Origin of the sequence: Pseudomonas entomophila (assembly GCF_023277925.1) — a bacterium.
Taxonomy (GTDB): Bacteria; Pseudomonadota; Gammaproteobacteria; order Pseudomonadales; family Pseudomonadaceae; genus Aquipseudomonas; species Aquipseudomonas entomophila_D.
The window spans coordinates 904,438-925,536 of sequence record NZ_CP063832.1 but is presented as its reverse complement, the minus strand read 5'-3'; the positions used below and the strand labels follow the sequence as shown (position 1 = coordinate 925,536).

Annotated in this window: 23 protein-coding genes and 2 tRNA genes; 14 read left to right on the top strand and 11 right to left on the bottom strand. The window is 64.8% G+C overall.

Translation table 11 applies throughout. The annotated features are described in order from the left end of the window. Nucleotides 1–31: 31 nt before the first annotated feature. A complete protein-coding gene (locus IM733_RS04160; RefSeq protein ID WP_248919671.1) occupies nt 32–1,753 on the bottom strand; it encodes a ShlB/FhaC/HecB family hemolysin secretion/activation protein in 1,722 nt (573 codons plus the stop codon). 377 nt (nt 1,754–2,130) lie between these two features. Next, nucleotides 2,131–2,772: a LysE family translocator gene (locus tag IM733_RS04155; protein WP_248919670.1), complete on the bottom strand. Its 642-nt coding sequence runs from the start codon at nt 2,770–2,772 to the stop codon at nt 2,131–2,133. A gap of 237 nt (nt 2,773–3,009) precedes the next feature. On the opposite strand from IM733_RS04155, the gene IM733_RS04150 reads away from it, so the two are divergent. The 7 genes from IM733_RS04150 to IM733_RS04120 all read left to right on the top strand — a co-directional run bounded on the left by IM733_RS04150 (nt 3,010) and on the right by IM733_RS04120 (nt 9,962). Further along, on the top strand, nt 3,010–3,483 hold the full coding sequence (locus tag IM733_RS04150) for a GNAT family N-acetyltransferase (RefSeq protein WP_248919669.1): 474 nt from the start codon (nt 3,010–3,012) through the stop codon (nt 3,481–3,483). A gap of 249 nt (nt 3,484–3,732) precedes the next feature. Then, a complete protein-coding gene (locus IM733_RS04145; protein WP_213660616.1) occupies nt 3,733–4,188 on the top strand; it encodes a (2Fe-2S)-binding protein in 456 nt (151 codons plus the stop codon). Next, complete coding sequence (locus tag IM733_RS04140; RefSeq protein ID WP_248919668.1) at nt 4,188–6,434, top strand: xanthine dehydrogenase family protein molybdopterin-binding subunit; 2,247 nt, start codon at nt 4,188–4,190, stop codon at nt 6,432–6,434. The genes IM733_RS04145 and IM733_RS04140 overlap by 1 nt, the downstream gene beginning before the upstream one ends. An 18-nt stretch (nt 6,435–6,452) precedes the next feature. Then, on the top strand, nt 6,453–7,787 hold the full coding sequence (locus IM733_RS04135) for a c-type cytochrome (RefSeq protein WP_248919667.1): 1,335 nt from the start codon (nt 6,453–6,455) through the stop codon (nt 7,785–7,787). A gap of 22 nt (nt 7,788–7,809) precedes the next feature. Beyond that, nucleotides 7,810–8,826, top strand: a complete 1,017-nt coding sequence (locus IM733_RS04130) for an XdhC family protein (RefSeq protein WP_248919666.1) — start codon at nt 7,810–7,812, stop codon at nt 8,824–8,826. Between the two features lie 175 nt (nt 8,827–9,001). After that, the gene (locus tag IM733_RS04125; RefSeq protein WP_248919665.1) at nt 9,002–9,580 is read left to right on the top strand and encodes a hypothetical protein; all 579 of its coding nucleotides are present in this window, start codon (nt 9,002–9,004) and stop codon (nt 9,578–9,580) included. 76 nt (nt 9,581–9,656) lie between these two features. Then, complete coding sequence (locus IM733_RS04120; RefSeq protein ID WP_248919664.1) at nt 9,657–9,962, top strand: NIPSNAP family protein; 306 nt, start codon at nt 9,657–9,659, stop codon at nt 9,960–9,962. A 12-nt stretch (nt 9,963–9,974) separates the two neighbouring features. Here IM733_RS04120 and IM733_RS04115 read toward each other — a convergent pair whose 3' ends face one another. From IM733_RS04115 to IM733_RS04105, 3 genes are all read right to left on the bottom strand, one after another. After that, complete coding sequence (locus IM733_RS04115; RefSeq protein WP_248919663.1) at nt 9,975–10,544, bottom strand: SPOR domain-containing protein; 570 nt, start codon at nt 10,542–10,544, stop codon at nt 9,975–9,977. A 155-nt stretch (nt 10,545–10,699) separates the two neighbouring features. Beyond that, nucleotides 10,700–10,776 (bottom strand) — tRNA-Val (locus IM733_RS04110). Nucleotides 10,777–11,016: 240 nt separating this feature from the next. Next, a tRNA-Val gene (locus IM733_RS04105) sits at nt 11,017–11,093 on the bottom strand. Nucleotides 11,094–11,295: 202 nt separating this feature from the next. On the opposite strand from IM733_RS04105, the gene IM733_RS04100 reads away from it, so the two are divergent. Next, a complete protein-coding gene (locus tag IM733_RS04100) occupies nt 11,296–12,579 on the top strand; it encodes an NAD(P)/FAD-dependent oxidoreductase (RefSeq protein ID WP_248919662.1) in 1,284 nt (427 codons plus the stop codon). A gap of 74 nt (nt 12,580–12,653) precedes the next feature. Here IM733_RS04100 and IM733_RS04095 read toward each other — a convergent pair whose 3' ends face one another. Beyond that, nucleotides 12,654–13,397, bottom strand: coding sequence for a peptidase C39 family protein (locus IM733_RS04095; RefSeq protein WP_248919661.1), 744 nt, complete (start codon nt 13,395–13,397; stop codon nt 12,654–12,656). A gap of 154 nt (nt 13,398–13,551) precedes the next feature. On the opposite strand from IM733_RS04095, the gene IM733_RS04090 reads away from it, so the two are divergent. Then, nucleotides 13,552–13,731 (top strand): hypothetical protein, encoded by a 180-nt coding sequence (locus IM733_RS04090; protein ID WP_248919660.1) that lies wholly within the window; start codon nt 13,552–13,554, stop codon nt 13,729–13,731. A gap of 89 nt (nt 13,732–13,820) precedes the next feature. On the opposite strand, the gene IM733_RS04085 is transcribed toward IM733_RS04090, so the two are convergent. Next, nucleotides 13,821–14,573 carry a TerC family protein gene (locus IM733_RS04085; RefSeq protein ID WP_248919659.1) on the bottom strand — a complete coding sequence of 251 codons (753 nt, stop codon included), beginning with the start codon at nt 14,571–14,573 and terminating at the stop codon, nt 13,821–13,823. A 15-nt stretch (nt 14,574–14,588) separates the two neighbouring features. Continuing rightward, a complete protein-coding gene (locus IM733_RS04080) occupies nt 14,589–14,828 on the bottom strand; it encodes a hypothetical protein (RefSeq protein WP_248919658.1) in 240 nt (79 codons plus the stop codon). 132 nt (nt 14,829–14,960) lie between these two features. Here IM733_RS04080 and nhaR point away from each other — a divergent pair, with 132 nt between their 5' ends. After that, nucleotides 14,961–15,854 (top strand): transcriptional activator NhaR, encoded by an 894-nt coding sequence (gene nhaR, locus IM733_RS04075; RefSeq protein WP_248919657.1) that lies wholly within the window; start codon nt 14,961–14,963, stop codon nt 15,852–15,854. A 111-nt stretch (nt 15,855–15,965) separates the two neighbouring features. Here nhaR and IM733_RS04070 read toward each other — a convergent pair whose 3' ends face one another. Then, complete coding sequence (locus tag IM733_RS04070; RefSeq protein WP_248919656.1) at nt 15,966–16,562, bottom strand: TetR/AcrR family transcriptional regulator; 597 nt, start codon at nt 16,560–16,562, stop codon at nt 15,966–15,968. A gap of 93 nt (nt 16,563–16,655) precedes the next feature. Here IM733_RS04070 and IM733_RS04065 point away from each other — a divergent pair, with 93 nt between their 5' ends. Further along, nucleotides 16,656–17,255, top strand: a complete 600-nt coding sequence (locus tag IM733_RS04065) for an NAD(P)H-dependent oxidoreductase (RefSeq protein WP_248919655.1) — start codon at nt 16,656–16,658, stop codon at nt 17,253–17,255. A 103-nt stretch (nt 17,256–17,358) separates the two neighbouring features. Here IM733_RS04065 and thpR read toward each other — a convergent pair whose 3' ends face one another. Beyond that, a complete protein-coding gene (gene thpR, locus IM733_RS04060) occupies nt 17,359–17,904 on the bottom strand; it encodes an RNA 2',3'-cyclic phosphodiesterase (protein ID WP_248919654.1) in 546 nt (181 codons plus the stop codon). A 282-nt stretch (nt 17,905–18,186) separates the two neighbouring features. Here thpR and lpxO point away from each other — a divergent pair, with 282 nt between their 5' ends. The 3 genes from lpxO (at nt 18,187) to IM733_RS04045 (ending at nt 20,167) form a co-directional block, all read left to right on the top strand. Then, a complete protein-coding gene (lpxO, locus tag IM733_RS04055; RefSeq protein WP_240063320.1) occupies nt 18,187–19,086 on the top strand; it encodes a lipid A hydroxylase LpxO in 900 nt (299 codons plus the stop codon). Between the two features lie 88 nt (nt 19,087–19,174). Next, a complete protein-coding gene (locus IM733_RS04050) occupies nt 19,175–19,519 on the top strand; it encodes a carboxymuconolactone decarboxylase family protein (protein WP_213660597.1) in 345 nt (114 codons plus the stop codon). Between the two features lie 78 nt (nt 19,520–19,597). Beyond that, the gene (locus IM733_RS04045) at nt 19,598–20,167 is read left to right on the top strand and encodes a GNAT family N-acetyltransferase (protein WP_248919653.1); all 570 of its coding nucleotides are present in this window, start codon (nt 19,598–19,600) and stop codon (nt 20,165–20,167) included. 30 nt (nt 20,168–20,197) lie between these two features. Here the strand turns inward: IM733_RS04045 and IM733_RS04040 are convergent, their stop codons facing one another. After that, nucleotides 20,198–20,929: a hypothetical protein gene (locus IM733_RS04040; protein WP_248919652.1), complete on the bottom strand. Its 732-nt coding sequence runs from the start codon at nt 20,927–20,929 to the stop codon at nt 20,198–20,200. Between the last annotated feature and the right edge of the window lie 170 nt (nt 20,930–21,099).

The window sequence follows — 21,099 nt, the reverse complement described above, 5'->3', positions numbered from 1 at the left end:
GTAGGTGCTGCAATTCACTGCGCGATCGCGGTCAGATCTGCAGGCCGGCCCGGAACAGCCAGACTTCGGGTTCGTGGCGCAGGCCACTGGGCGTGGTCAGGCCACGCTGGTAGTCGACATCGATCTGCAGGGCCTTGTAGCCCAGGCTCAGGCCGACACTGGCGCCGCTCAGGCGTTGGCTCGAAGCGCCGTGGTCGGCCTTGATCCAGCCATGGTCGAGGCCAATGCGCGGGGTGATCGCAAAGGGCCCGTCATGGCGCAGGGGCAGGCGCAAGGTGTTGCGCCAGATCGCCCCGTTGGCCCCGGACACGCTGTTGACCCGATAGCCGCGCACGGCGGAATCGTCGGTGCCGAGCAACTGCTCGATGGCCGGCAGCGGGTCGGGGCTGTATTGCAAGTTGAGTTGGCTCTGCCATTGCCAGGCCTGCCCGCCGAGCTGGCCGTTGCGCCACTGGCCGAGGCTGGCGCGGTACTTGTGGAACTGCGCCTTGGGCAGGTCACCGTTCAGGCGCCGACCATCATCGTCGGCGCCGAGCCAACGCAGGCCCTGGGCATAGTTGACGTCGAGGTTCCACACGGCGCGGTCGAGCCAGAACAGGTTGACCCCGGCCTCGGCCACCGTCAGGGTCGGGCTCTGCACATCCAGCCGCACCTTGGCGAACTCAGTGTCGACCTCCTTGTGCGCCAACTGCAGGTTGGCGCTCAGCTGGTGCTGCTGGTCGCGCCACAGCACCCGCTCACTGCGCAGGCTGAGCTGGTCGGTGATGCCGGTGCTGTGCAGGGTGACGCTGCTGAGCTTGAACGGCGAGCGGTACTCGGCATGGCTGGCGAACAGGCTGAAGGTCCAGTAGCCGTAGGGGATGGCGTAGTACAGGCTGGCATTGCGGCTGTAGCGATCGCCCTGGTTGAGGGTGTCGCTGGCGCTGAGGCTGAGCAGGTCGTTGAGCGCCAACGGGTTGTCCAGGCTCAGGCTGAGCACCTGGCGATCACGCCCGGTGCCGGCGCTGCCCAGGTTGTCCAGGCCCAGCCCCACGGCCACCCGCCCCTGCCCGGCGCTGCGTGAACGCAAAACGATGCGCGAGGCGCCGGGCTGGCTGCCCGGGGCGATATCGGCGGTCAGGTCGACCGAACGCAGGCGGTTGAGCTGGTCCAGGCCCTGCTCCAGGTCGCGCAGGTTCAACGGCTCGCCCAGCATGCCGGGGAAGGCGCCAGCCAGGGACACCGGCAGGCGTTGGTCGGCCAGTTCGATGGCTTCCAGGTAGCCTTCGTCGACCAAGATATCCAGCGAATGCCCTGCGGCGGGCGCACGGCTCAGGTAAGGCCGGCTGGCGATATAGCCCTTCTCGACATACAGCGCGGTGAGGGTCGCCAGCAGGTGATTGATCTGGCCCACGCCCATGCAAGGGGTGACCAGGGGCTCGATACGGGCGTTGAGCGTGGCGCGGTCGATCAGCGTGACGCCACCGACGCGTACGCCCGCCAGGGGCCAGCACTGCGCATCCGGAGCCACGGCCTGGGGCGTCTGCGCTGTCGTCGCCGAGGGGCCAAACGCTCCGCGTTGCAGTTGTCGACGGCGTTGCTCCAACTGCAACTGTTGCAGGTCGGTCTGCTGCTGTTGCTGTTGGCGCAGCACTTCCTGCCCTGGGGCGACTGTTTCGGCGTGCGCAAAACCGGCACACAGGCACAGCCACATGGCAGGCAACAACCGGCTGGGCATGGCGGGACGGCGGGACATGGCAGGCAGGTACAACATACAACACCCATTCGGACAGAGCTGCACAACTGACGCATTCAGGCAGTCGGATTTTTTAACTTTCCGGCGCGCCTACTTCAGGTTATCGGCCCTCGTCTTGAAACTTGAGAAAGTTCGGAAAATTGGCGTCATTAGTTCGACGATTAGTTGCACATCATTTTGATAGCAACCTACGCGAACCCACCTGCCTCGCAGGTTCCATAAAACACGAGACAAGGATTGTCGGACAATCCAGCAGAAGCAGAACACTCGCTTTCACATAGACACGAATCACCGGGCAACAACTTTAGAGCGGGATTCGAAGAGGGACGGCCATGAAGACCATTGCGCGGGAAAGTTGCAGTACGGGGCGCCAGGCGCCCCGTCAGAAAAGTTGTTCAGGCCGCCTGCCGACGCATCGCCAGGATCGCCGCGCCAAACCCGATGAAGGTCGAGCCCACCACCCGGCCCACCCAACGTGACAGCGACGGGCGGGTCAACACGCCCTTGGCCCGTGCGGCGAGCGCGGCGTAAAGGCTCAGGGAGGTCAGCGACAGCAGGATGAAGATTCCGGTGAGGACCAGGAACTGCGGCAGCAGCGCCGCGCCCTGGTCGATGAACTGCGGGAACAGCGCGGTGAAGAACATCGTCGCCTTGGGGTTGGTGACCGCGGTCAGGAACGCTGACTTGTACAGTTTCAACGGCGTCGGCCGGCGCTTGCCCGCGCCCTCCTCCACGCCCTCGACCAGCATCGGGCTCTTCTTCAGCAGTTGCCGTGCGCCGAGGTAGAACAGGTAGCCGGCGCCGATGACCTTGACTGCGTTGAACAGCATTTCCGAACTGGCCAGCAACGCCCCCAGCCCGAGCATCGCCGCCGCCGACAGGCAGAACAGCCCGGTGGCGTTGCCCAGCGACGACCACACCGCGCTGCGTTGACCATGGGCCAGGCTGTTGTTGATCGCCATGAGCGTGGCGGGCCCGGGGCTGGCGATGGCGATCGCGGCGACCAGGGTGAAGGCGAGAAGCGCGTGAGTGTCCATGTTCAGGCTCGTGCAAGGCTACGGAACCCGCATCATACAGCGGAGCCATCATGCAAAGCTGCGGCCCTCGGACAATGTCGTGTCACCGGGGGAGCGGGTTTACCCGCGATTACGTCGGCGAACACACTACCGTCTTCGCGGGTAAACCCGCTCTTAAAGATGCCCCGCAGCAACACCAGGCACCAGAAGTGCGCCATGATGCCGCCCTGTAATCGACAACACGACAAGGAACTGCCCATGCCCCGCCTGGATTGGCTCGAACACCACATGGCCCATTGCGACACCTTGGCGCAATGGCTGCACCAACAGTTCCACTACGAGTTCCAGGACTTCCCCCTGCCGGCCTGGCAACGTGAATTTGCCGAAGGGCAGCGCAATGGCAAATGGAAGTGCCTGGTGGCGCTGGATGGCGACCGCTTGCTCGGCAGTGCCGCACTGGCCGTCGACGACCTGCCCGAACGACCGGAACTCGGGCCCTGGCTGGCTTGCGTGTTCGTCAGCCCGCAGGCACGTGGCCAGGGGCTCGCCGAACGGTTGATCGAAGGGATCTGCAATCACGCCCGTGACGGCGGGGTCTCGACGCTGTACCTGCATACCCATGACCAGCACGCCTATTACGCGAAGCGTGGATGGCACCTGTTGGAACGGTTCGAGGCATGGGGCGAGGGGCAATGGCTCATGTCTCGTGACCTTGCCGCCACTGCTCCCTGACATGCCATGCCCCCTGCGCGAGCCACTGTCCTGGGTTGACTGTACTGGCCCTTTCGCCGGCAAGCCGGCTCCTACAGGTATTGCGCGGCCCAATGGGCTGCGCTTGCGCATTCCGCCGAATTGCTTGCCTGATCCTCTGGCATAAAGGCTGGATCGGTTCCGCAACGCTCCCCCTGTGCTAGCGTTTCCAGATTGGGGAACAACGTATTCCCCTGCCGCGAAACCAACCGATGATCAGCAGGTGAGCCCATGGAACTACGCATCAACCAGCAGACCTATCAGGTCGAGGCCGACGCCGACACGCCCTTGCTCTGGGTGATCCGCGACGACCTCGGCCTGACCGGCACCAAATATGGCTGCGGCCTGGCCCAATGCGGCGCTTGCTCGGTGCTGGTGGACGGCAACGTGGTGCGCGCCTGCGTCACCCCGGTGGCCGGCGTGGTCGGCCGCGAGGTCACCACCATCGAAGCCATCGAGCAAGACGCGGTCGGCAAGCGCGTGGTCGCCGCCTGGGTCGAGCACCAGGTGGCCCAGTGCGGCTACTGCCAGTCCGGCCAGGTGATGGCGGCCACCGCGCTGCTCAAGCACACCCCCAAACCGAGCGATGCGCAGATCGACGCGGCCATGGTCAACCTGTGCCGCTGCGGCACCTACAATGCCATCCATGCCGCCGTGCACGACCTGGCCCAAGGGGAGAACGCCTGATGAACGCGCGTATCGATTGCCCCGATGACCTGCTGCGCCTGCGCAACGGCGAAACCGTCAACCTGTCGCGCCGGCGCTTCCTCGCCGGCACTGCCATTGGCGCACTGGTGCTGGGCTTCGGGCTGCCACTGGGCTCGCCACGGGTCCAGGCCGCTGCGGCCACCACCGAACGCGGCACCCAGGTGCCGGCCTTCCTGGAAATCCGCCCGGACGGCAGCGTCCACCTGCTCAGCCCGTTCATGGAAGGCGGGCAAGGCATCAATACCGCCATGGCGCAGATCATCGGCGAGGAGCTGGATGCCGACCCTGCCACCTTTGTGGTCGACAGTGCGCCACCTGGGGAAGCCTACGTGGTGATGGAAAACGGTTGGCGCATCACCGGCGGCAGCATGTCGGTGCGCATGAGCTACCCGACCATGCGCCGCCTCGGCGCCCTGGCCCGGGCCATGCTGCTGCAGGCCGGCGCCGCGCAATGGGGTGTGCCGGTCAGTGAACTGACCACGAAGCCCGGCAAGGTAGTGCACACGGCTTCGGGCCGTGAGCTGGGCTATGGCGAACTGGCCGGCAAGGCCCTGGACCTGCCGGTGCCGGACCCGGCCAGCGTCACGCTGCGCGACCCCGGCCAGTTCCGCTGGATCGGCAAGCCGGTGCAGCGCCTCGACGCCCACGACAAGTCCACCGGCAAGGCGATCTACAGCATCGACATCAAGGTCGACGGCATGCTCCACGCCGCCGTGCAGCACGCGCCACGCCTGGGCATGAGCGTGGGCAGCCTGCGCAACGAAGACCAGGTCAAGGCCATGAAAGGCGTGCACTCGGTGCATCAGTTGCCCGGCGCGGTGGCAGTGGTCGCCGAGCGCTGGTGGCACGCCAAGCGCGCCGTGGAAGCACTACAGGTGGACTGGCAGGCGCCCGGCGCCGACAGCCAGGTGCGGCCAATGCCCGCCGACTTCTCCAGCGACGGCTGGCGCGACCACCTGGCCGCCCAGACCGGGCCAAGCCGCGACGAGGAAAACGACGGCGACGTCGCCGCCGCCCTGGCCGGCGCCAAGACCACGGTCGAGGCCACCTACCACAACCAGTTCCTCAACCATGCACAGCTGGAACCGCCCTCCGCCACCGCCCGTTTCAACCCCGACGGTTCGCTGGAGGTGTGGCTGCCCAACCAGGCGCAGGACATGTTCCGCGACGACATCGCCAGGCGCACCGGCCTGGAGCCGGCGCGGATCACCCTGCACTCGCCATTGCTCGGCGGCTTCTTCGGCCGGCACTTCCTTTACGACTCGGCCAACCCCTACCCACAGGCCATCGCCCTGGCCAAGGCAGTGGGCCGACCAGTGAAACTGATCTGGAGCCGTGAAGAGGAGTTCCTGCGCGACGCCATGCGGCCCATGGCCGTGGTCAAGTTTCGCGCCGGGCTGGACGACAAGGGCCTGCCGGTGGCCATCGAGGCGGTCAGCGCCACCGAAGGCCCGACCGAAGCCATCGCCGGCAAGCAAGGCGACAAAGTCGACCCCACCGCCCTGGAAGGGCTGTCGGGCAAGGCCTACGCCATCGCCAACAAACGCATCGCGCAGATCTACGTCAAGGGCCCGGCCATGCTGGGCTACTGGCGCTCGGTGGGCAATTCGCTGAACGATTTCTTCTACGAATCGTTCCTCGATGAGCTCGCCGACAAGGGTGGTCATGACCCCTTCGAACTGCGCCTGCACCTGCTGCGCGACAATCCGCGCCTGACCACGCTGCTGCAGGCGGTGGGCGAGTTGTCCGGTGGCTGGAAGCGTGGCCCGTTCACCGCCGAGGACGGCAGCAAGCGCGCCCGTGGCGTGGCCATGGCCTCGCCGTTCGGCTCTGAAGCGGCGGTGATCGCCGAAGTCTCGCTGGAGGGTGGCCAGGTCAAGGTGCACGACATCTGGCAGGCCATCGACCCAGGCAGCATCGTCAACCCGGCGATCATCGAGGCGCAGGTCAACGGTGCGGTATCCCTGGGGCTGTCCCAGGTGCTGCTGGAAGAGGCGGTGTGGCTGAACGGCATGCCACGGGCGCGCAACTACGACTTGTACCCGGTGCTGCCACCATCGCGCATGGCGCGGGTGCATGTACGCATCGTCGAAAGCGGCGCGAAAATGGGCGGCATCGGTGAACCGCCGCTGCCGGCCGTGGCACCCGCGGTGGCCAACGCCGTGGCGCAACTGACCGGCAAGCGCGTGCGCAGCATGCCCCTGAGCCGCCATACGTTCAGCTGACACGACAAGGACCGCCCAATGAGCAATAGCCGATTCGCCAGAGCCGCCGGCTGGCTGGCCCTGCCGTGCCTGGTCGCGGCAGGCCTGCTGGCCTGGTATGTCACCCGCGAGCCCGCCTCGCCGTTCACCCCTGAAGACAGCGCCGATGCGGCACTGGTCAGCCGTGGCGAATACGTCGCCCGCCTCAGCGATTGCGTGGCCTGCCACAGCCTGCCCGGCAAGGCGCCCTTCGCCGGTGGGCTGGAGATGGCCACACCGCTGGGGGCGATCCATGCCACCAACATCACCCCCGACCCGACGCAGGGCATCGGCGCCTACAGCCTGGCCGACTTCGACCGCGCCGTGCGCCATGGTGTCGCGCCGGGTGGGCGACGTTTGTATCCGGCCATGCCCTACCCCTCATACGTCAAGCTCAGCGACGATGACATACGCGCGCTCTATGCGTTCTTCATGAAGGGTGTGCAACCGGCCGCCGAGGCCAACATCCCCGCTGCTATTCCCTGGCCGTTGAACCTGCGCTGGCCCATCGCCCTGTGGAACGGCCTGTTCGCGCCGACCACGCCCTATGCACGGAAAACCGAACAGGACCCGCTGTGGAATCGCGGCGCCTATATCGTCCAGGGCCCTGGCCACTGTGGCAGCTGCCATACGCCGCGTGGCCTGGCCTTCAACGAGAAGGCCCTGGACGAAGCAGGCGCCCCGTTCCTGGCCGGCGCCCTGCTCGATGGCTGGTACGCGCCCAGCTTGCGCCAGGATCACAACACCGGGCTCGGGCGCTGGAGCGAAGCGCAGATCGTGCAGTTTCTCAAGACCGGGCGCAACCCGCATGCGGTGGTATACGGCTCGATGACCGAGGCGTTCAACAACTCCACGCAGTTCATGACCGATGAAGACCTGGCTGCGATCGCCCGCTACCTCAAGTCACTGCCCGGCGACCCGCGACGTGACGGCACACCCTGGCAGTACCAGACGATGTCCGCAGGCCTCGACACGCTGGGGGCTCATACCTATACGACCCGTTGCGCCAGCTGCCATGGCCTGGATGGCAAGGGCCAGGCCGAGTGGATGCCGCCGCTGGCGGGCGCCACCTCGATGCTGGCGAAGGAGAACGCCTCGGCGATCAACATCACCCTCAATGGTTCGCAGCGCATCGTCGCGGCCGGCGTGCCGGACGCCTATCGCATGCCGGCATTTCGCGAACAGTTGTCAGACCAGGAGATCGCCGCGGTACTGAGTTTTGCCCGCGCCACCTGGGGCAACCAGGGTGGCGCGGTGGATGCCCAGGCAGTCGGCAAGCTGCGTGGCCATACCAACCCGGCCAGCAGCAGCCCGATCATCCTGCACATGCGCTGACCTGCAGACAAAGGAGGACACCATGGAAAGCATCGACCTGCTGGTCCTGCGCACCACCCACCACTGGCTCCAGGCCGGCCACCGCGTGCTGCTGGCCACTGTCGCCCGCACCTGGGGCTCATCGCCCCGACCGGTCGGTTCGATGATGGCCCTGCGCAATGATGGGCGGGTGGTCGGCAGCGTATCCGGCGGTTGCATCGAGGATGACCTGATCCACCGCTACACCACGGCGTACGGCGGTAACGGATTACCCGAAGGGGTTCCCGAGGTAGTCCGTTATGGCGTCAGCGCCGATGAAGCCCACCGTTTTGGCTTGCCGTGTGGCGGCACCCTGGAGCTGGTCCTGGAGTTCAGTCCCACGCCAGAGCCGCTGCAACGGCTGCTCGATCAACTCGACAGCGGCAACCTGATACGCCGCCACCTGGCATTGGCCGATGGCGCGACCCATCTCGAATGCACGTCCAAGCCCGAACAGTTCAGCTTCGACGGCCGACACATGATCACTACCCTCGGCCCCGGCTACCGCATGCTGCTGATCGGCGCCGGCGCCCTGGCCGAATACCTGGCGACGATGGCGCTGTTCAACGGTTTCAAGGTGGCCGTGTGCGACCCGCGCCCCGAGCACATGGCCACCTGGTCGGTCGCGGGCGTGGAGCACCTCAAGGGCATGCCGGACGACGTGGTACGTGAGTTCAGGTCCGACCTGCGCACCTGCATCATCGCCGTCAGCCACGACCCCAAGCTTGACGACCTGGCCCTGCTCGAAGCCTTGCACAGCCCGGCCTTCTACATTGGTGCCATCGGCTCGCGGCGCAACAGCCAGCTGCGCCGCGAGCGGCTGATCGAGCATTTCGGGGAAAGCGAAGCCTCGCTCGAACGCCTGCACGGCCCCATTGGCATCTATATCGGCAGCAAGACCCCGGCGGAGATCGCGGTCAGCGTGATGGCCGAAGTGCTTGCGGCGAAGAACGCCGTCAGCTTGCCAGGTGCGGTCGACGTGTCCCAGGCAAAGGGCGAGCTTGAAGACATGCACCTGTAGGGGCCAGCCTTGCTGGCGAAGAAGCCCACTCCGTTCTGAAATCTGTGCGGCCTCTGTTCGCCAGCAAGGCTGGCTCCTACAGCAGAATTTGGGCCGTTGCTCCCGTTCTGCCTGCCAGTGGCTATGCTTCACCTCGCAAAAACCCACCGGTATCGACCACAAGGAAGACAGGCCCATGAAACCCACCCGCTCCCTCGCTCGTGCCATCGCGCTCGCTTCACTGGTGTCCGCCGCCAGTTTCACCGCCCATGCCGCCGAACTGCCCATCGCCAGCGAAGCCCTGGAAAGCCACATCACTACCCAGGTGACCGCCATCGACCTGGCCAACCGTCAGGTAACGGTCAAGGGCCCCCATGAGAAGGACGTGACCTTCCAGCTCACCGAAAAGGCCAAGGCCCTGCCCAACCTCAAGGTCGGCGACCAGGTCGACATTTATGTGACCCGGGCCATCGCCTATGTGCTGGACACCGAGGTGGGGGGCGCGCCGAAGGCCAGTGAGGAGTCCGGCACCCTCCGCGCCACCAAGGATAACCCCCACCCCGGTGGCGAGGCGTTCCGCCAGGTGCGGGTCACCTCGAAAATCGAAAAGATCGACCTGAAGACTCACGAGGTAACCCTGCTACCGCCCGAGGGCAAGGTGCAGGTGGTCAAGGTCGAGAAACCCGAGCTCCAGGCCCGCATGAAAAACCTCAAAGTCGGCCAGACCGTCGACGCCATCTACACGGAGGTACTGCGCGTGGAGACCTCGCGCTAGAAGTGTTCGCGCCCTCGCCCCGGCGGGGCGTTGCCTGTAAGGTGGGCCACCCGGCCCACTCAAAGGAATGCCCGCCATGATCACCTGCCACCTCAAGTACGTCATCGACCCGTACCAGCTCCCGGCCTTCGAAGCCTACGGCAAGCTATGGATCGACCTGGTCAACCGCATGGGCGGTGTGCACCACGGCTACTTCCTGCCCAGCGAAGGCGCCAACAACATTGCCTACGCACTGTTCAGCTTCGAAAGCCTTGCAACCTACGAACAGTACCGCAAGGCGTCGCAAACCGACCCTGAGTGCATCGCCGCCTTCGCCCTGGCCGAGGAGCAGCGCTTCATCCTCAGCTACGAGCGCAGTTTCCTGCGCCCGATGCTTGGCTGAGCACAATAAAGGTCAGCGCTTGGCGCCGTGCTGGATGACGATCGAGTCGGTACCGAGCTTGGCCATGACCTCAGCCTTGCGCGCGTCGGCCTCGGCCTTGGCCGGGAACGGGCCCATCAGCACCACCGGCTTGCCGTCGCGGTACTCGACCCAGGACGGTATGCCCTTCTCGATCAGGCGCGCGGTCATGTCGGTCAGGGCGCCCATGTTCGGGCCCTGGATCACCTCGACATCCCAACCTTCCGGTGCCGGCTGCTCGGCCAGCGCCTCGGCGCGACGCTGCAGGTCGGCGCCACCGCAAACCTCGCGGATGCGCAGGTTGTTGCCGGTCTCGTCGATGAGGATCTCGTACTGGCCGTCATGCTTGATCGCCACGTAGCTGCGGTAGGGTTCGTACTGCCCCGCATCGTCCTTGCCACGCACCTGGCCGCAGATCGAGCCTTGCGTGTCGAAACGCACGTTGGCGAACTTGGCCGTCTTGGGGTTGTGCAGGTGTTCGGCCACCTGCTTGTGCACGCCCTCGACCTCGTTGTTACAGCCCGCCAGGGCCAACACCGCCATTACCACCGCCAGTTTGCGCACGCCTGTACCTCCAGATTCGAAGGGGCGGATTCTAGCATGGCGGGAGGGGGTTGCCGGGGAGAGGTGGCGAAGGTGGAAGGTTGCAGCGTGTGTCCGCAGCAACAACAACGCAGAAAGCAAAAAGGGCGATCCTTTCGGATCGCCCTCTTCTGATTTGGTAGGCACAATTGGACTCGAACCAACGACCCCCACCATGTCAAGGTGGTGCTCTAACCAACTGAGCTATGTGCCTGTCGTGTGGGGCGCATATTAGTGAGCGAATGCACACCTGTAAAGCGTTTTTTTCAAAAAAATCAAAAACTTTGCGAAACAGCTTCACGCCACCTCTGTGGGACCTGTTGCGACCGCGAAGCAAGCACCGTGGCGGCTGGCACCCGCTTGGCGGGTTTCGCGGCTGAAGCCGCTCCCACGGGGTGCGTGAGAACGCCAGAATGCAAAAAGGGCGACCCTTGCGGGTCGCCCTCTTCTGATTTGGTAGGCACAATTGGACTCGAACCAACGACCCCCACCATGTCAAGGTGGTGCTCTAACCAACTGAGCTATGTGCCTGTCGTGTGGGGCGCATTCTACGCGATCCAAAACCGGTGTCAACCGTTTTTTTCACGCTAACTCACTGAATCTTAAAATATTTATAGAAAGGCCAGGTTGCATGTACCCGTAAAGGATTTTCACCGGACGACTAGCGGGTGTTTATTATTATTGATAGCATCGGTACATTCGTTAAAAATATAAAACACGAGGTTCCTCGAGCATGGCCAACACCCCCTACCCCCAGTCCTACTACGCCGCCTCGGCCAACCCGGTGCCGCCACGTCCGGCGCTGCAGGGTGAGGTGGAAACCGATGTGTGCATCATCGGTGCCGGCTACACCGGCCTGTCCAGCGCCCTGTTCCTGCTGGAGAACGGCTTCACGGTGAGCATCGTCGAGGCCGCCAAGGTCGGTTTCGGCGCCTCGGGCCGCAATGGCGGCCAGATCGTCAACAGCTACAGCCGCGACATCGACGTCATCGAACGCACCGTCGGCCCCAAGCAGGCACAACTGCTTGGCCAGATGGCCTTCGAAGGCGGGCGCATCATCCGTGAGCGCGTGGCCAAGTACAACATTCAGTGCGACCTGAAGGACGGCGGCGTGTTCGCCGCGCTGACCAGCAAACAGATGGGCCACCTGGAATCGCAGAAACGCCTGTGGGAACGTTTTGGCCACACTCAGCTCGAGCTGATGGACCAGAAGCGCATCCGTGAAGTGGTGGCTTGCGACAGCTATGTCGGCGGCATGCTCGACATGAGCGGCGGCCACATCCACCCGCTGAACCTGGCCCTGGGCGAAGCCGCCGCGGTCGAGTCGCTGGGCGGCATCATCTATGAGCAGACCCCGGCCGTGCGCATCGAGCGTGGCGCCAACCCGGTGGTGCACACCCCGCAAGGCAAGGTCCGCGCCAAGTTCATCATCGTCGCCGGCAACGCCTACCTGGGCAACCTGGTGCCGGAGCTGGCCGCCAAGTCCATGCCTTGCGGCACCCAGGTGATCACCACCGAGCCGCTGGGCGAAGAACTGGCCCGCACCCTGCTGCCACAGGACTACTGCGTCGAAGACTGCAACTACCTGCTCGACTACTACCGCCTGACCGGCGACAAGCGCCTGATCTTCGGCGGTGGCGTGGTGTACGGCGCGCGCGACCCGGCGAACATCGAGGCGATCATCCGTCCGAAGATGCTCAAGGCCTTCCCGCAACTGAAGGACGTCAAGATCGACTACGCCTGGACCGGCAACTTCCTGCTGACCCTGTCGCGCCTGCCGCAGGTCGGCCGTATCGGCGACAACATCTATTACTCGCAAGGTTGCTCGGGCCACGGCGTGACCTACACCCACCTGGCGGGGAAGGTGCTGGCCGAGGCCCTGCGCGGCCAGGCCGAACGCTTCGACGCGTTCGCCGGCCTGCCGCACTACCCGTTCCCGGGTGGGCAGATGCTGCGTGTGCCGTTCAGCGCCATCGGTGCCTGGTACTACAGCCTGCGCGACCGCCTGGGCTTCTGAGGTAACGCCATCGCGGGGCAAGCCCGCTTCCACGCACCTCGTGGGAGCGGGCTTGCCCCGCGATCATTTCAACCTCAATGCCCCAGGCTGCCGACCGCCTGCTTCGCCGCGATCTCCTGCCCGGCGCGGGCCAGTTCATCGGCCGCCTGCAACCAGCGCTGGCGATCCACCTGAGCCGGCAACTGCCTTGGCGATTGCACCAGCACCGCCCAACGCCCCTCCTTCGCCCACGCCGACTCGAAGTCAGCAAAGCTCAGCAGCTGGCGTCGATGCATGCCCGAACGCAGCAGTACGCGCTGTTTGTAACGGTCATAACCGATCAACACCGCATAGCGCGTCTCGCTCCACCAGGCCGAACCCTCCTGGTAGCGCAGCAACACCGGATAGCCCGCGGCCACCTGCGCCAGCAAGGCATCGATGCGCTTGTCCAAGGGATAAACGACCATGCCGTACTCGCGGGCCACCCGTGGGATGCCGATGTCCAGCGCATCAGCGGCCTTGGGTAGGCCCAGCGACTTGTCCAGCAGCCCCGGGGTGATCGGCGCGCCTTTCTGCGACAGCACCGCGGCCAAGGCCATCGAGCCACTGTGGTTGGCATTGCCGCGGTAGAACGGCACGCTACTGATCTCGACCCGTTGCGGCAGGCTGTTGAGCGATGCCGGCGGCGCACTGGCGCAACCGGACAACACGACGGCCACCAGGCAGGCGGCCAGCAGGCGGCGTGGGCCGAAGACTCGGGAGTTGGGTAAATGTTGCAACATGGGCACTCGCTTGTTCCGATGCCAGGCAGGCGACGCCCGGCCCTGGGCACAGATCATAGGCGTCGGGCGCCTGCGGGTATAGCCCGGCACGGGCTTGGAGCGAAATGGCCCAAGCACTAGACCTTCGGTCAATGGAACGTCACAGGCATCGCGCTAGACTGAAGCTGTGTCCGGATGGCGAGCCCGGCTCGCCAGCACGAAGGAGGCACACATGAGCCTGACAATGGCAATCCTCATACTGGTCGGCATGTGGCTGAGCGTCGCGGCCGCCATGCTCTGGGGCGTGCTGCGCATCGTGCGGCGGCATGCCCACCCTCACCATCTGCCCCCCAAGCCCCTGGCCAAACCGCAACCTGTGCGCCGTGCCCGGCGCCATGCCGGGGCGCATTGACAGCCGCTTCGAGCTACACGCCATGAACGACAAGAGGGAGCCGCGGCCCCCTCTTGCTTTTCACCTGAAGCTCGTCGCTTGCAGTTCAGTTACCCTTCAGCCGCTTCACGCTTCAAGCGTGCCCGACGCGCCAAGATGTTGAGGATCTCGATAGCCGTCGAGAAGGCCATGGCCGCGTACACGTAACCCTTCGGTACATGGGCGCCGAAACCTTCGGCGATCAGGGTCATGCCGATCATGATCAGGAAGCCCAGGGCCAGCATCACCACCGTCGGGTTGTCGTTGATGAACTTGGCCAGCGGGTCGGCGGCCACCAACATCACGATCACGGCACTGATCACGGCGATGATCATGATCGGCAGGTGCTCGGTCATGCCCACGGCGGTGATGATGCTGTCGATCGAGAAGACGATGTCCAGCAGCAGGATCTGGAAGATCGCCGCGGTGAAGCCAATGGTCACGGTGCTGCCGACCTTGGCCTCTTCCTTGGCGCCATGGGGGTCGACGCTTTCGTGGATTTCCTTGGTCGCCTTCCACAGCAGGAACAGGCCACCGGCGATGAGGATCATGTCCTTCCACGAGAACGTATGGCCGAACACCTCGATCACAGGCTCCGTCAGCTGGACGATCCAGGCCACGGTGCTGAGCAGCGCCAGGCGCATGACCAGGGCCATGCTGATACCGATGCGGCGGGCCTTGGAACGGTATTGCTCAGGCAGCTTGTTAGTGAGGATGGAGATGAAGATCAGGTTGTCGATGCCGAGCACGACCTCCATGGCCACCAGGGTGGCGAGGGCAACCCAGGCGGTGGGGCTTGCGGCGAGTTCCAGCAAATATTCCATTGGTCAGTCCTGCTCTCAGATGTCCTGGGTGTCTTTCTTGTCGTCTTCGGCCTTGGCTTTATCGCCATCGCTGCCGATAGCCTCGCTCAGGGCCTCCTGGGCGGCGTCGTTGGTCTTGTCGATGGCCTGCTTGGCGGTTTCCGCTGCCTGGTCGAGCATCTGCTGGGCGGACTTCTCGGCCTGGTCGCAGCCGGACATGGCGAACAGTGCCAGCGCCAGCACCAGCGGTGTACCAATGGATTTGAGTTGTAGCATGGAGTCCTCGCTTGTCGAATTGCATGCGGCGCGTCATGCGCCTGATGGGGTCGCATTCTAGAGAGACTGAAACATCCGGAAAATTCGTATTTTCAGCGTATATACTTCGGTTTTTACGAATATGGACGCGCCATGCTCAACTACCGCCAGCTCCACTATTTCTGGGCCGTGGCCAAGACCGGCAGCATCGCCCGCGCCAGCGAGCAACTGAACCTCACCCCGCAGACCATCAGCGGCCAGATCAGCCTGTTCGAGCAAACCTGGAACCTCGAACTGTTCCAGCGCGTCGGCCGCCAACTGGAGCTCACCGAGACAGGACGCCAGACCCTGGTCTACGCCGAGCAGATGTTCCAGATCGGCGGCGAGCTGGAAGCCATGCTGCGGTCCGGGCCGCAGGAACAGATCCTGTTCCGCGTCGGGGTAGCCGATGTGGTGCCCAAGTCCATCGTCTATCGCCTGCTGGCACCGACCATGGAGCTGGACGAGGTGCTGCGCATCAATTGCCGCGAGGACAAGTTCGAGCGCCTGCTCGCGGACCTTGCGATCCAGCGCCTGGACCTGGTGATCTCCGACAGCCCGATGCCCAGCCACCTGGACATCAAGGGCTACAGCCAGAAGCTCGGCGAATGCGGCCTGAGCTTCTTCGCCACCCACGCCCTGGCCGAGTTGCTCGACAAGCCCTTCCCCGCCTGCCTGGACGACGCGCCGCTGCTGATCCCTGGCCAGGAAACCGTGGTGCGCAGCCGACTGCTGCGCTGGCTGGCCGAGCAGCAGGTGCAGCCACGGATCGTCGGCGAGTTCGATGACAGCGCATTGATGCAGGCGTTCGGGCAGTCCGGCAGCGGGATCTTCGTCGCCCCCAGCGTGATCACCGAGGAGGTGTGCCGGCAATATGGCGTGCGCCTGATCGGCCAGACCGAGGCGGTGAACGAGTCGTTCTATGCCATCTCGGTGGAGAGGAAGGTCAAGCACCCCGGGATCATCGCGATCACCGAGGGGGCGCGGCGGGAGCTGTTCAACTGGTGAGGCTCGATCGCCTGCGATCAAATGGACTCACCCCCGCGAGGCGCACAGTGCCTGGCACCGGCCTTGCCGGTGTTCGCCGGCCCAGCCGGCTCCTACAGATGCCAGGCCAGATCAATGCCGGCCCACCATCGCGACAATGGTCGCCTGCAATTCCTCCTTGGCTTCCCGCGCCCCCAGCTCACCGGCCGCCGCGCCCTGGGACAACGCCTCCGCCGCCCCCACCAGCGCCCGCATCCCGGCCTGGCCAATCCTGCCCCCGGCCGAGAACGGCTGCAACGCCTCCCGGCACTTGGCGAGGAACGGCCCTTCATAGATACGCTTGAGCGCCTCCAGTTCCGGCGAGCCGGCCAGCGCCGCGCTCACGCCGGGAATCTCCCGGCCCTGGCTCATCACGCAATCCACATACGCCTCGGCGATCACCCAGGCCCTGCCCGGCAGATCGGCCGCGCAGCCCGCCAGGGCGCTGTCGAGCATGGCGGTCTGGCGCGCGTCGTACTCCTGGTACAGCGCCACCAGCAGCCCGGTGCGGGTTTCGAAATGGTCGTACACCACTGGCTTGGTAACCCCGGCCTGTTCGGCCAGGCGCCCCAGGCTCAAGGCATCAGTCCCCTCCTCGCGCACCAGCCGCCAGGCCATGTCCAGCAACTGGCGGCGACGCTCCTCGCGGGACAGGCGCTTGCGCGCCGTTGGTTTGTCATCGCTTGACATCGCTTACCTACCAAAAGTAACTTACCAAGGGTAACTTACTGCGAGTATATAGCGCTCGCCCCATCCGTGCACCCTGCATCTGGAGAACCCGCCATGCATGCCCTGATCGTCATCGGTCACCATGACCCCGACTCCCTCACCCACGCCATCGCCGAGCAGATCGCCGCCGGCCTGCGCGCCGCCGGCCACACCAGCGAACTAGCCGACCTGGCTGGCGAAGGCTTCGACCCGCGCTTTAGCCTGGCCGACCACGCCGTCCACCGCCTACAGGCCGCACCACCTGCGGATGTGCTGGCCGAACAGGCGCGCATCGACCGCGCCGACACCCTGGTGCTGGTCTACCCGGTCTACTGGTGGTCGCTGCCCGCCCTGCTCAAGGGCTGGGTCGAGCGGGTGTTCAGCCATGGCTGGGCGTTCGCCTATACCGCTGAAGGCAAGATCAACAAGCTGCTCAAGGGCCGGACCGCGCACCTGGTCGGCGTGGCCGGCGCCGACGCCGGTACCTTCGACCGGCATGGCTATGGCGAGGCGATGCGCGTGCAGATCGAGCACGGCATTTTTGACTACTGCGGTGCCAAGGTCCTGAGTTCGACCCTGTTCACCGACAGTGAGATCGAGCCCGGCTCCAGTTTCCTGGCGCCGGCTCACGCACTGGGCCAGGCACTGTTCGAAGACCACGAAGCGGCGGCGTGAGGCTTGCGCGCCGCTCAAGCCGGTGATCGGCAGCAACAGCCTATGGCGAGCCACGCAACCTCATGCTCTCGGTCAACTACACGCCACAGTTCCGAGCACGACCTTACTTCGGCAATGGCCACTGTGCCAGTGGCCAGTAGCGGCCCTTGCGCGACTCGTACAGCGTGAACTGTCGGGGCGTGAGGAAGAACTCCGGTGCCGTGCCGGCCTCCGGTGGTTGGCCACGATAGTCCCTGGACAAGGTCAGGTGTGGCCGGTACTCACGGCTCGCGACCTCCACCCCTAGCGGCAGCAGCGCCTGGTGCAAGCCATACACCAGTTGCCGCAAGGGCATTGGCGTGTCCTGCGGCGCCAGCACCAGGGCATTGGCGCGCGGCCAAACCTGCAAGCGGTCGAGCAGCAAGTGCAGCGGTGCCTGCGGGTGCTGCAACTGATCGACCGCGGCGCAGATCGCCGGCACCTGGGCAGTATCCACATCGCCAAGGAACAGCAAGGTGACATGGAAGTTATCCGCCAGTACCGGTTTGCCGCTGCGCAGGTTCAGTTCGCGCCGCCACTGGGCCAGGGCGCGGCGCTGGGTATCGTTCACCGACAGGGCGAAGAACAGCCGCTTGAACGGGGCGCCGCTGGGGCGTGCATCCTGGACCATATGAAACTCCTTGGGCGCGGAGGGATGTTCGAGTGTACAAATTCTGCCAATGCCGGGGGCGCGCAGCAGCCCCGGTGAACCTTTGCCAGGCACCTGCAAAGTGCTGGCTCGCAGCACAAATGACCGGCCCACCTCCAGTTGAATCGTTTACGCAACCTGTAGGCCATTACACCTAAGTCGCCCGGAATTGTCGTAACAATAAGTACAAACCCAGGTCACGATTGTTTATGCTGGCGGGCTCAAGCCATGGCGCATGGCCATTTTTTAGACAAGTAACCGTCCATGAAAATCGCACTCGTACTGATCTTCGTCCTCTCGATCGCCTATGTTCACCTACGCGGTCGGGTGCGTCACAAGCTGACCCGCCAGTTGGGCGACCACTCCAGCTTCCTGGCGCCGGTCAACAGCTTCCTCTACCTGTTCTCCAGACATCCGGCCAAGCCCTACCTGCCGGTCGAGGCGTTCCCCGAGCTGCAGACGCTCCAGGACCACTGGCAGGAAATCCGCGAAGAGGCGCAGCAACTGTTGCACGCGGGCGAGATCAAGAAGTCCGACAACTACGACGATGTCGGTTTCAACTCATTCTTCAAGACCGGCTGGAAGCGTTTCTACCTGAAGTGGTACGGCGAGAGCCACCCATCGGCGATGACCCTGTGCCCACGCACCACCGAGCTGCTGCAGGGTATCGGCTCGGTCAAGGCGGCGATGTTCGCCACCCTGCCACCGGGCGCCAAGCTGGTGCGCCACCGCGACCCCTATGCCGGTTCGTACCGCTACCACCTGGGCCTGGACACACCCAACGATGACGGCTGCTACATCGACGTCGACGGCGAGAAGTACTCGTGGCGTGACGGCCAGGCCGTGGTGTTCGACGAAACCTATATCCACTACGCCGCCAACACCACCGAGCACAACCGCATCATCCTGTTCTGCGACGTCGAGCGCCCGCTCAAGTACCGTTGGGCGAGCGCCTTCAACCGCTGGTTCAGCCGCAACGTGATGGCCGCCGCCGCCGCGCCCAATGACGCCAATGACAAGACCGGCGGCATCAACCGCCTGTTCACCCGCATCTACAAGATCCGTGAGCGCGGCAAGGCGATGAAGAAGCGCAACCGCACCCGCTACTACCTGGAGAAGTGGGCGGTGGTCGCGGCGCTGGTACTGGTGTTCATCTATATCTGATTGCCTCCTGGGGCTGCCACGCAGCCCCAAGGACCTCAACTTCGACTAGCCTGATAGCTCCTGTTGCCAACCTGACAAGGTGAAGACGATGAGCATGATGGACTGGGACGCCTACCGTAAGCAGTTGATGGCCGGCATCGGCGATCTCAAGCAACTCTCCCCCGACACCGTGGCCGGCTACATGACCGCCAGCGGCGCCGGCACCAAGACCAATCACCTGGACGCCAAGACCCGCGAGCTGATCTCCTTGGCCGTGGCTGTAACCACCCGATGCGATGGCTGCATCGCCGTGCATTCGCAGCAGGCGGTCAAGCACGGCGCCACCCGCGAAGAAATCGCCGAAGCGCTCGGCGTCGCCGTGGCGATGAACGCCGGCGCGGCGCTGGTCTACTCGGCACGGGCGCTGGATGCCGTCGGCAAGGCCGGCGCCTGACCCCGCGCGGCGTCGCCGCCCTTGCGCGACGGCGCCGCGATACCCAGACTGGGCGGCCCAGCCCGTGCAGGTATCACCATGATCCACATTCGCCCCATGACCCCGGAAGACTTCGAGCGCTTCTGGCCCACCTTCCAGGCCATCGTCCAGGCACGCCAGACCTACGCCTTTGACCCCGGACTCGACATTGACCGGGCCCGTCAGCTGTGGCTGGAACTGCCCTTGCGCACCCTGGTCGCCGAGGAAGACGGCGAACTGCTCGGCTCCTACTTTCTCAAGGCCAATGCCGCCGGCCCCGGCGCGCACGTGGGCAACTGCGGCTACATGGTCTGCGAGCAGGCCCGTGGCCGTGGCGTGGCCAGGCTGATGTGCGAACACTCGCAGAAGCTGGCGCGCCAGGAAGGCTTCCTGGCCCTGCAGTTCAATTCAGTGGTGGCCACCAACGAAGTGGCCGTGGCGCTGTGGCATGCGTTGGGCTTCGAGACCGTCGGGCGACTGCCCAAGGCCTATCGCCATGCCGAGCATGGGTTGGTGGATTGCCTGGTGATGTACAAGTGGCTGGCTGATGAGCCCGTGGTGGAGAAGCCGCCGTTGCTGATCGGCCGCAAGAATATCGAGGCACGGGTTTCCCGCCGACGCGGCCGGTAACTGCCACTGTAGGGGCCGGCTCCTACAGGTTTACAGGGAAGCTCTGGCGCGGCGCGGTCCAAGGCTGTAATAACCGAGCCCCAGCACGCAGGCCACCAGTACCACCAACAGCACCATCAGTTCCCGGCTGTAGCGCGCCACCAGCGCCGGGAAACCGATCACCTCACGGTACACCTGGATATCGGCCGTGCCACCGGCGTAACGAATGTTGACCCCGCCGTGGCGAACCAACGAGTAGTCCGAGTCGAAATACACCCATACCTTGCTCTGGCCTGCCGCATCGATGGCAGGGATTTCGACGATGCCGGTCGGCGCCGGGATCAGTCTGTCGTTGCCAGCATCGTCACGAACCTGCACCAACCCCTTGGCCGGCAGACGGATCTTCACGGCCTTGACCGGTGCCTTGCGGTGGTTGACCAGCTCGATGAGCAACCCGGTACGGTGGTCCACCAGGCCAGCCTCGAACGGTTTGGCGAACAGCTGCAGGTACGGCGCCTGTGCCAGCTCGACCAGACGTTCGATCTGCGGATGGCTCAGCGCCCCGTCGCTGACCTCACTGACGCGCGCATGCAAGCGCTCGTACTTGAGCAATTCGTTGGTCTGGCTGATGCGTTCGCTGAACTGGCCCGGGTAGGTGAGGTAGGCATAGGTGAGGCGCGCCTCGAGGCGGTCGGCATTGCGCAGCACCGCATAAAGCACGGCTGCGATGATGGCGACCACTAGCAGGCCCACGAGAGATTTACCGACTTTTTCCCAGCTCACCTTGGTGTTTCCTTGTTCTACGGTGTCGATGACCAGCAAAGGCCGGCAAAGGGTGCCAAGAAGCAGAGTGCGGAGCAAGGGTTGGCCACTCACCCCCGCGCCAGCAAGCCCGGCACCGCTACCACCAGCATCGCCACCCCGACAAGGTCAGCAGGCCCTGGACGAAACCG

What these genes read in the sequence shown, in the direction of transcription:
- IM733_RS04160 (WP_248919671.1), bottom strand. Translation starts at nt 1,753, where the DNA reads ATGTTGTACCTGCCTGCCATGTCCCGCCGTCCCGCCATGCCCAGCCGG.
- IM733_RS04155 (WP_248919670.1), bottom strand. Translation starts at nt 2,772, where the DNA reads ATGGACACTCACGCGCTTCTCGCCTTCACCCTGGTCGCCGCGATCGCC.
- IM733_RS04150 (WP_248919669.1), top strand. Translation starts at nt 3,010, where the DNA reads ATGCCCCGCCTGGATTGGCTCGAACACCACATGGCCCATTGCGACACC.
- IM733_RS04145 (WP_213660616.1), top strand. Translation starts at nt 3,733, where the DNA reads ATGGAACTACGCATCAACCAGCAGACCTATCAGGTCGAGGCCGACGCC.
- IM733_RS04140 (WP_248919668.1), top strand. Translation starts at nt 4,188, where the DNA reads ATGAACGCGCGTATCGATTGCCCCGATGACCTGCTGCGCCTGCGCAAC.
- IM733_RS04135 (WP_248919667.1), top strand. Translation starts at nt 6,453, where the DNA reads ATGAGCAATAGCCGATTCGCCAGAGCCGCCGGCTGGCTGGCCCTGCCG.
- IM733_RS04130 (WP_248919666.1), top strand. Translation starts at nt 7,810, where the DNA reads ATGGAAAGCATCGACCTGCTGGTCCTGCGCACCACCCACCACTGGCTC.
- IM733_RS04125 (WP_248919665.1), top strand. Translation starts at nt 9,002, where the DNA reads ATGAAACCCACCCGCTCCCTCGCTCGTGCCATCGCGCTCGCTTCACTG.
- IM733_RS04120 (WP_248919664.1), top strand. Translation starts at nt 9,657, where the DNA reads ATGATCACCTGCCACCTCAAGTACGTCATCGACCCGTACCAGCTCCCG.
- IM733_RS04100 (WP_248919662.1), top strand. Translation starts at nt 11,296, where the DNA reads ATGGCCAACACCCCCTACCCCCAGTCCTACTACGCCGCCTCGGCCAAC.
- IM733_RS04095 (WP_248919661.1), bottom strand. Translation starts at nt 13,397, where the DNA reads ATGATCTGTGCCCAGGGCCGGGCGTCGCCTGCCTGGCATCGGAACAAG.
- IM733_RS04090 (WP_248919660.1), top strand. Translation starts at nt 13,552, where the DNA reads ATGAGCCTGACAATGGCAATCCTCATACTGGTCGGCATGTGGCTGAGC.
- IM733_RS04085 (WP_248919659.1), bottom strand. Translation starts at nt 14,573, where the DNA reads ATGGAATATTTGCTGGAACTCGCCGCAAGCCCCACCGCCTGGGTTGCC.
- IM733_RS04080 (WP_248919658.1), bottom strand. Translation starts at nt 14,828, where the DNA reads ATGCTACAACTCAAATCCATTGGTACACCGCTGGTGCTGGCGCTGGCA.
- nhaR (WP_248919657.1), top strand. Translation starts at nt 14,961, where the DNA reads ATGCTCAACTACCGCCAGCTCCACTATTTCTGGGCCGTGGCCAAGACC.
- IM733_RS04070 (WP_248919656.1), bottom strand. Translation starts at nt 16,562, where the DNA reads ATGTCAAGCGATGACAAACCAACGGCGCGCAAGCGCCTGTCCCGCGAG.
- IM733_RS04065 (WP_248919655.1), top strand. Translation starts at nt 16,656, where the DNA reads ATGCATGCCCTGATCGTCATCGGTCACCATGACCCCGACTCCCTCACC.
- thpR (WP_248919654.1), bottom strand. Translation starts at nt 17,904, where the DNA reads ATGGTCCAGGATGCACGCCCCAGCGGCGCCCCGTTCAAGCGGCTGTTC.
- lpxO (WP_240063320.1), top strand. Translation starts at nt 18,187, where the DNA reads ATGAAAATCGCACTCGTACTGATCTTCGTCCTCTCGATCGCCTATGTT.
- IM733_RS04050 (WP_213660597.1), top strand. Translation starts at nt 19,175, where the DNA reads ATGAGCATGATGGACTGGGACGCCTACCGTAAGCAGTTGATGGCCGGC.
- IM733_RS04045 (WP_248919653.1), top strand. Translation starts at nt 19,598, where the DNA reads ATGATCCACATTCGCCCCATGACCCCGGAAGACTTCGAGCGCTTCTGG.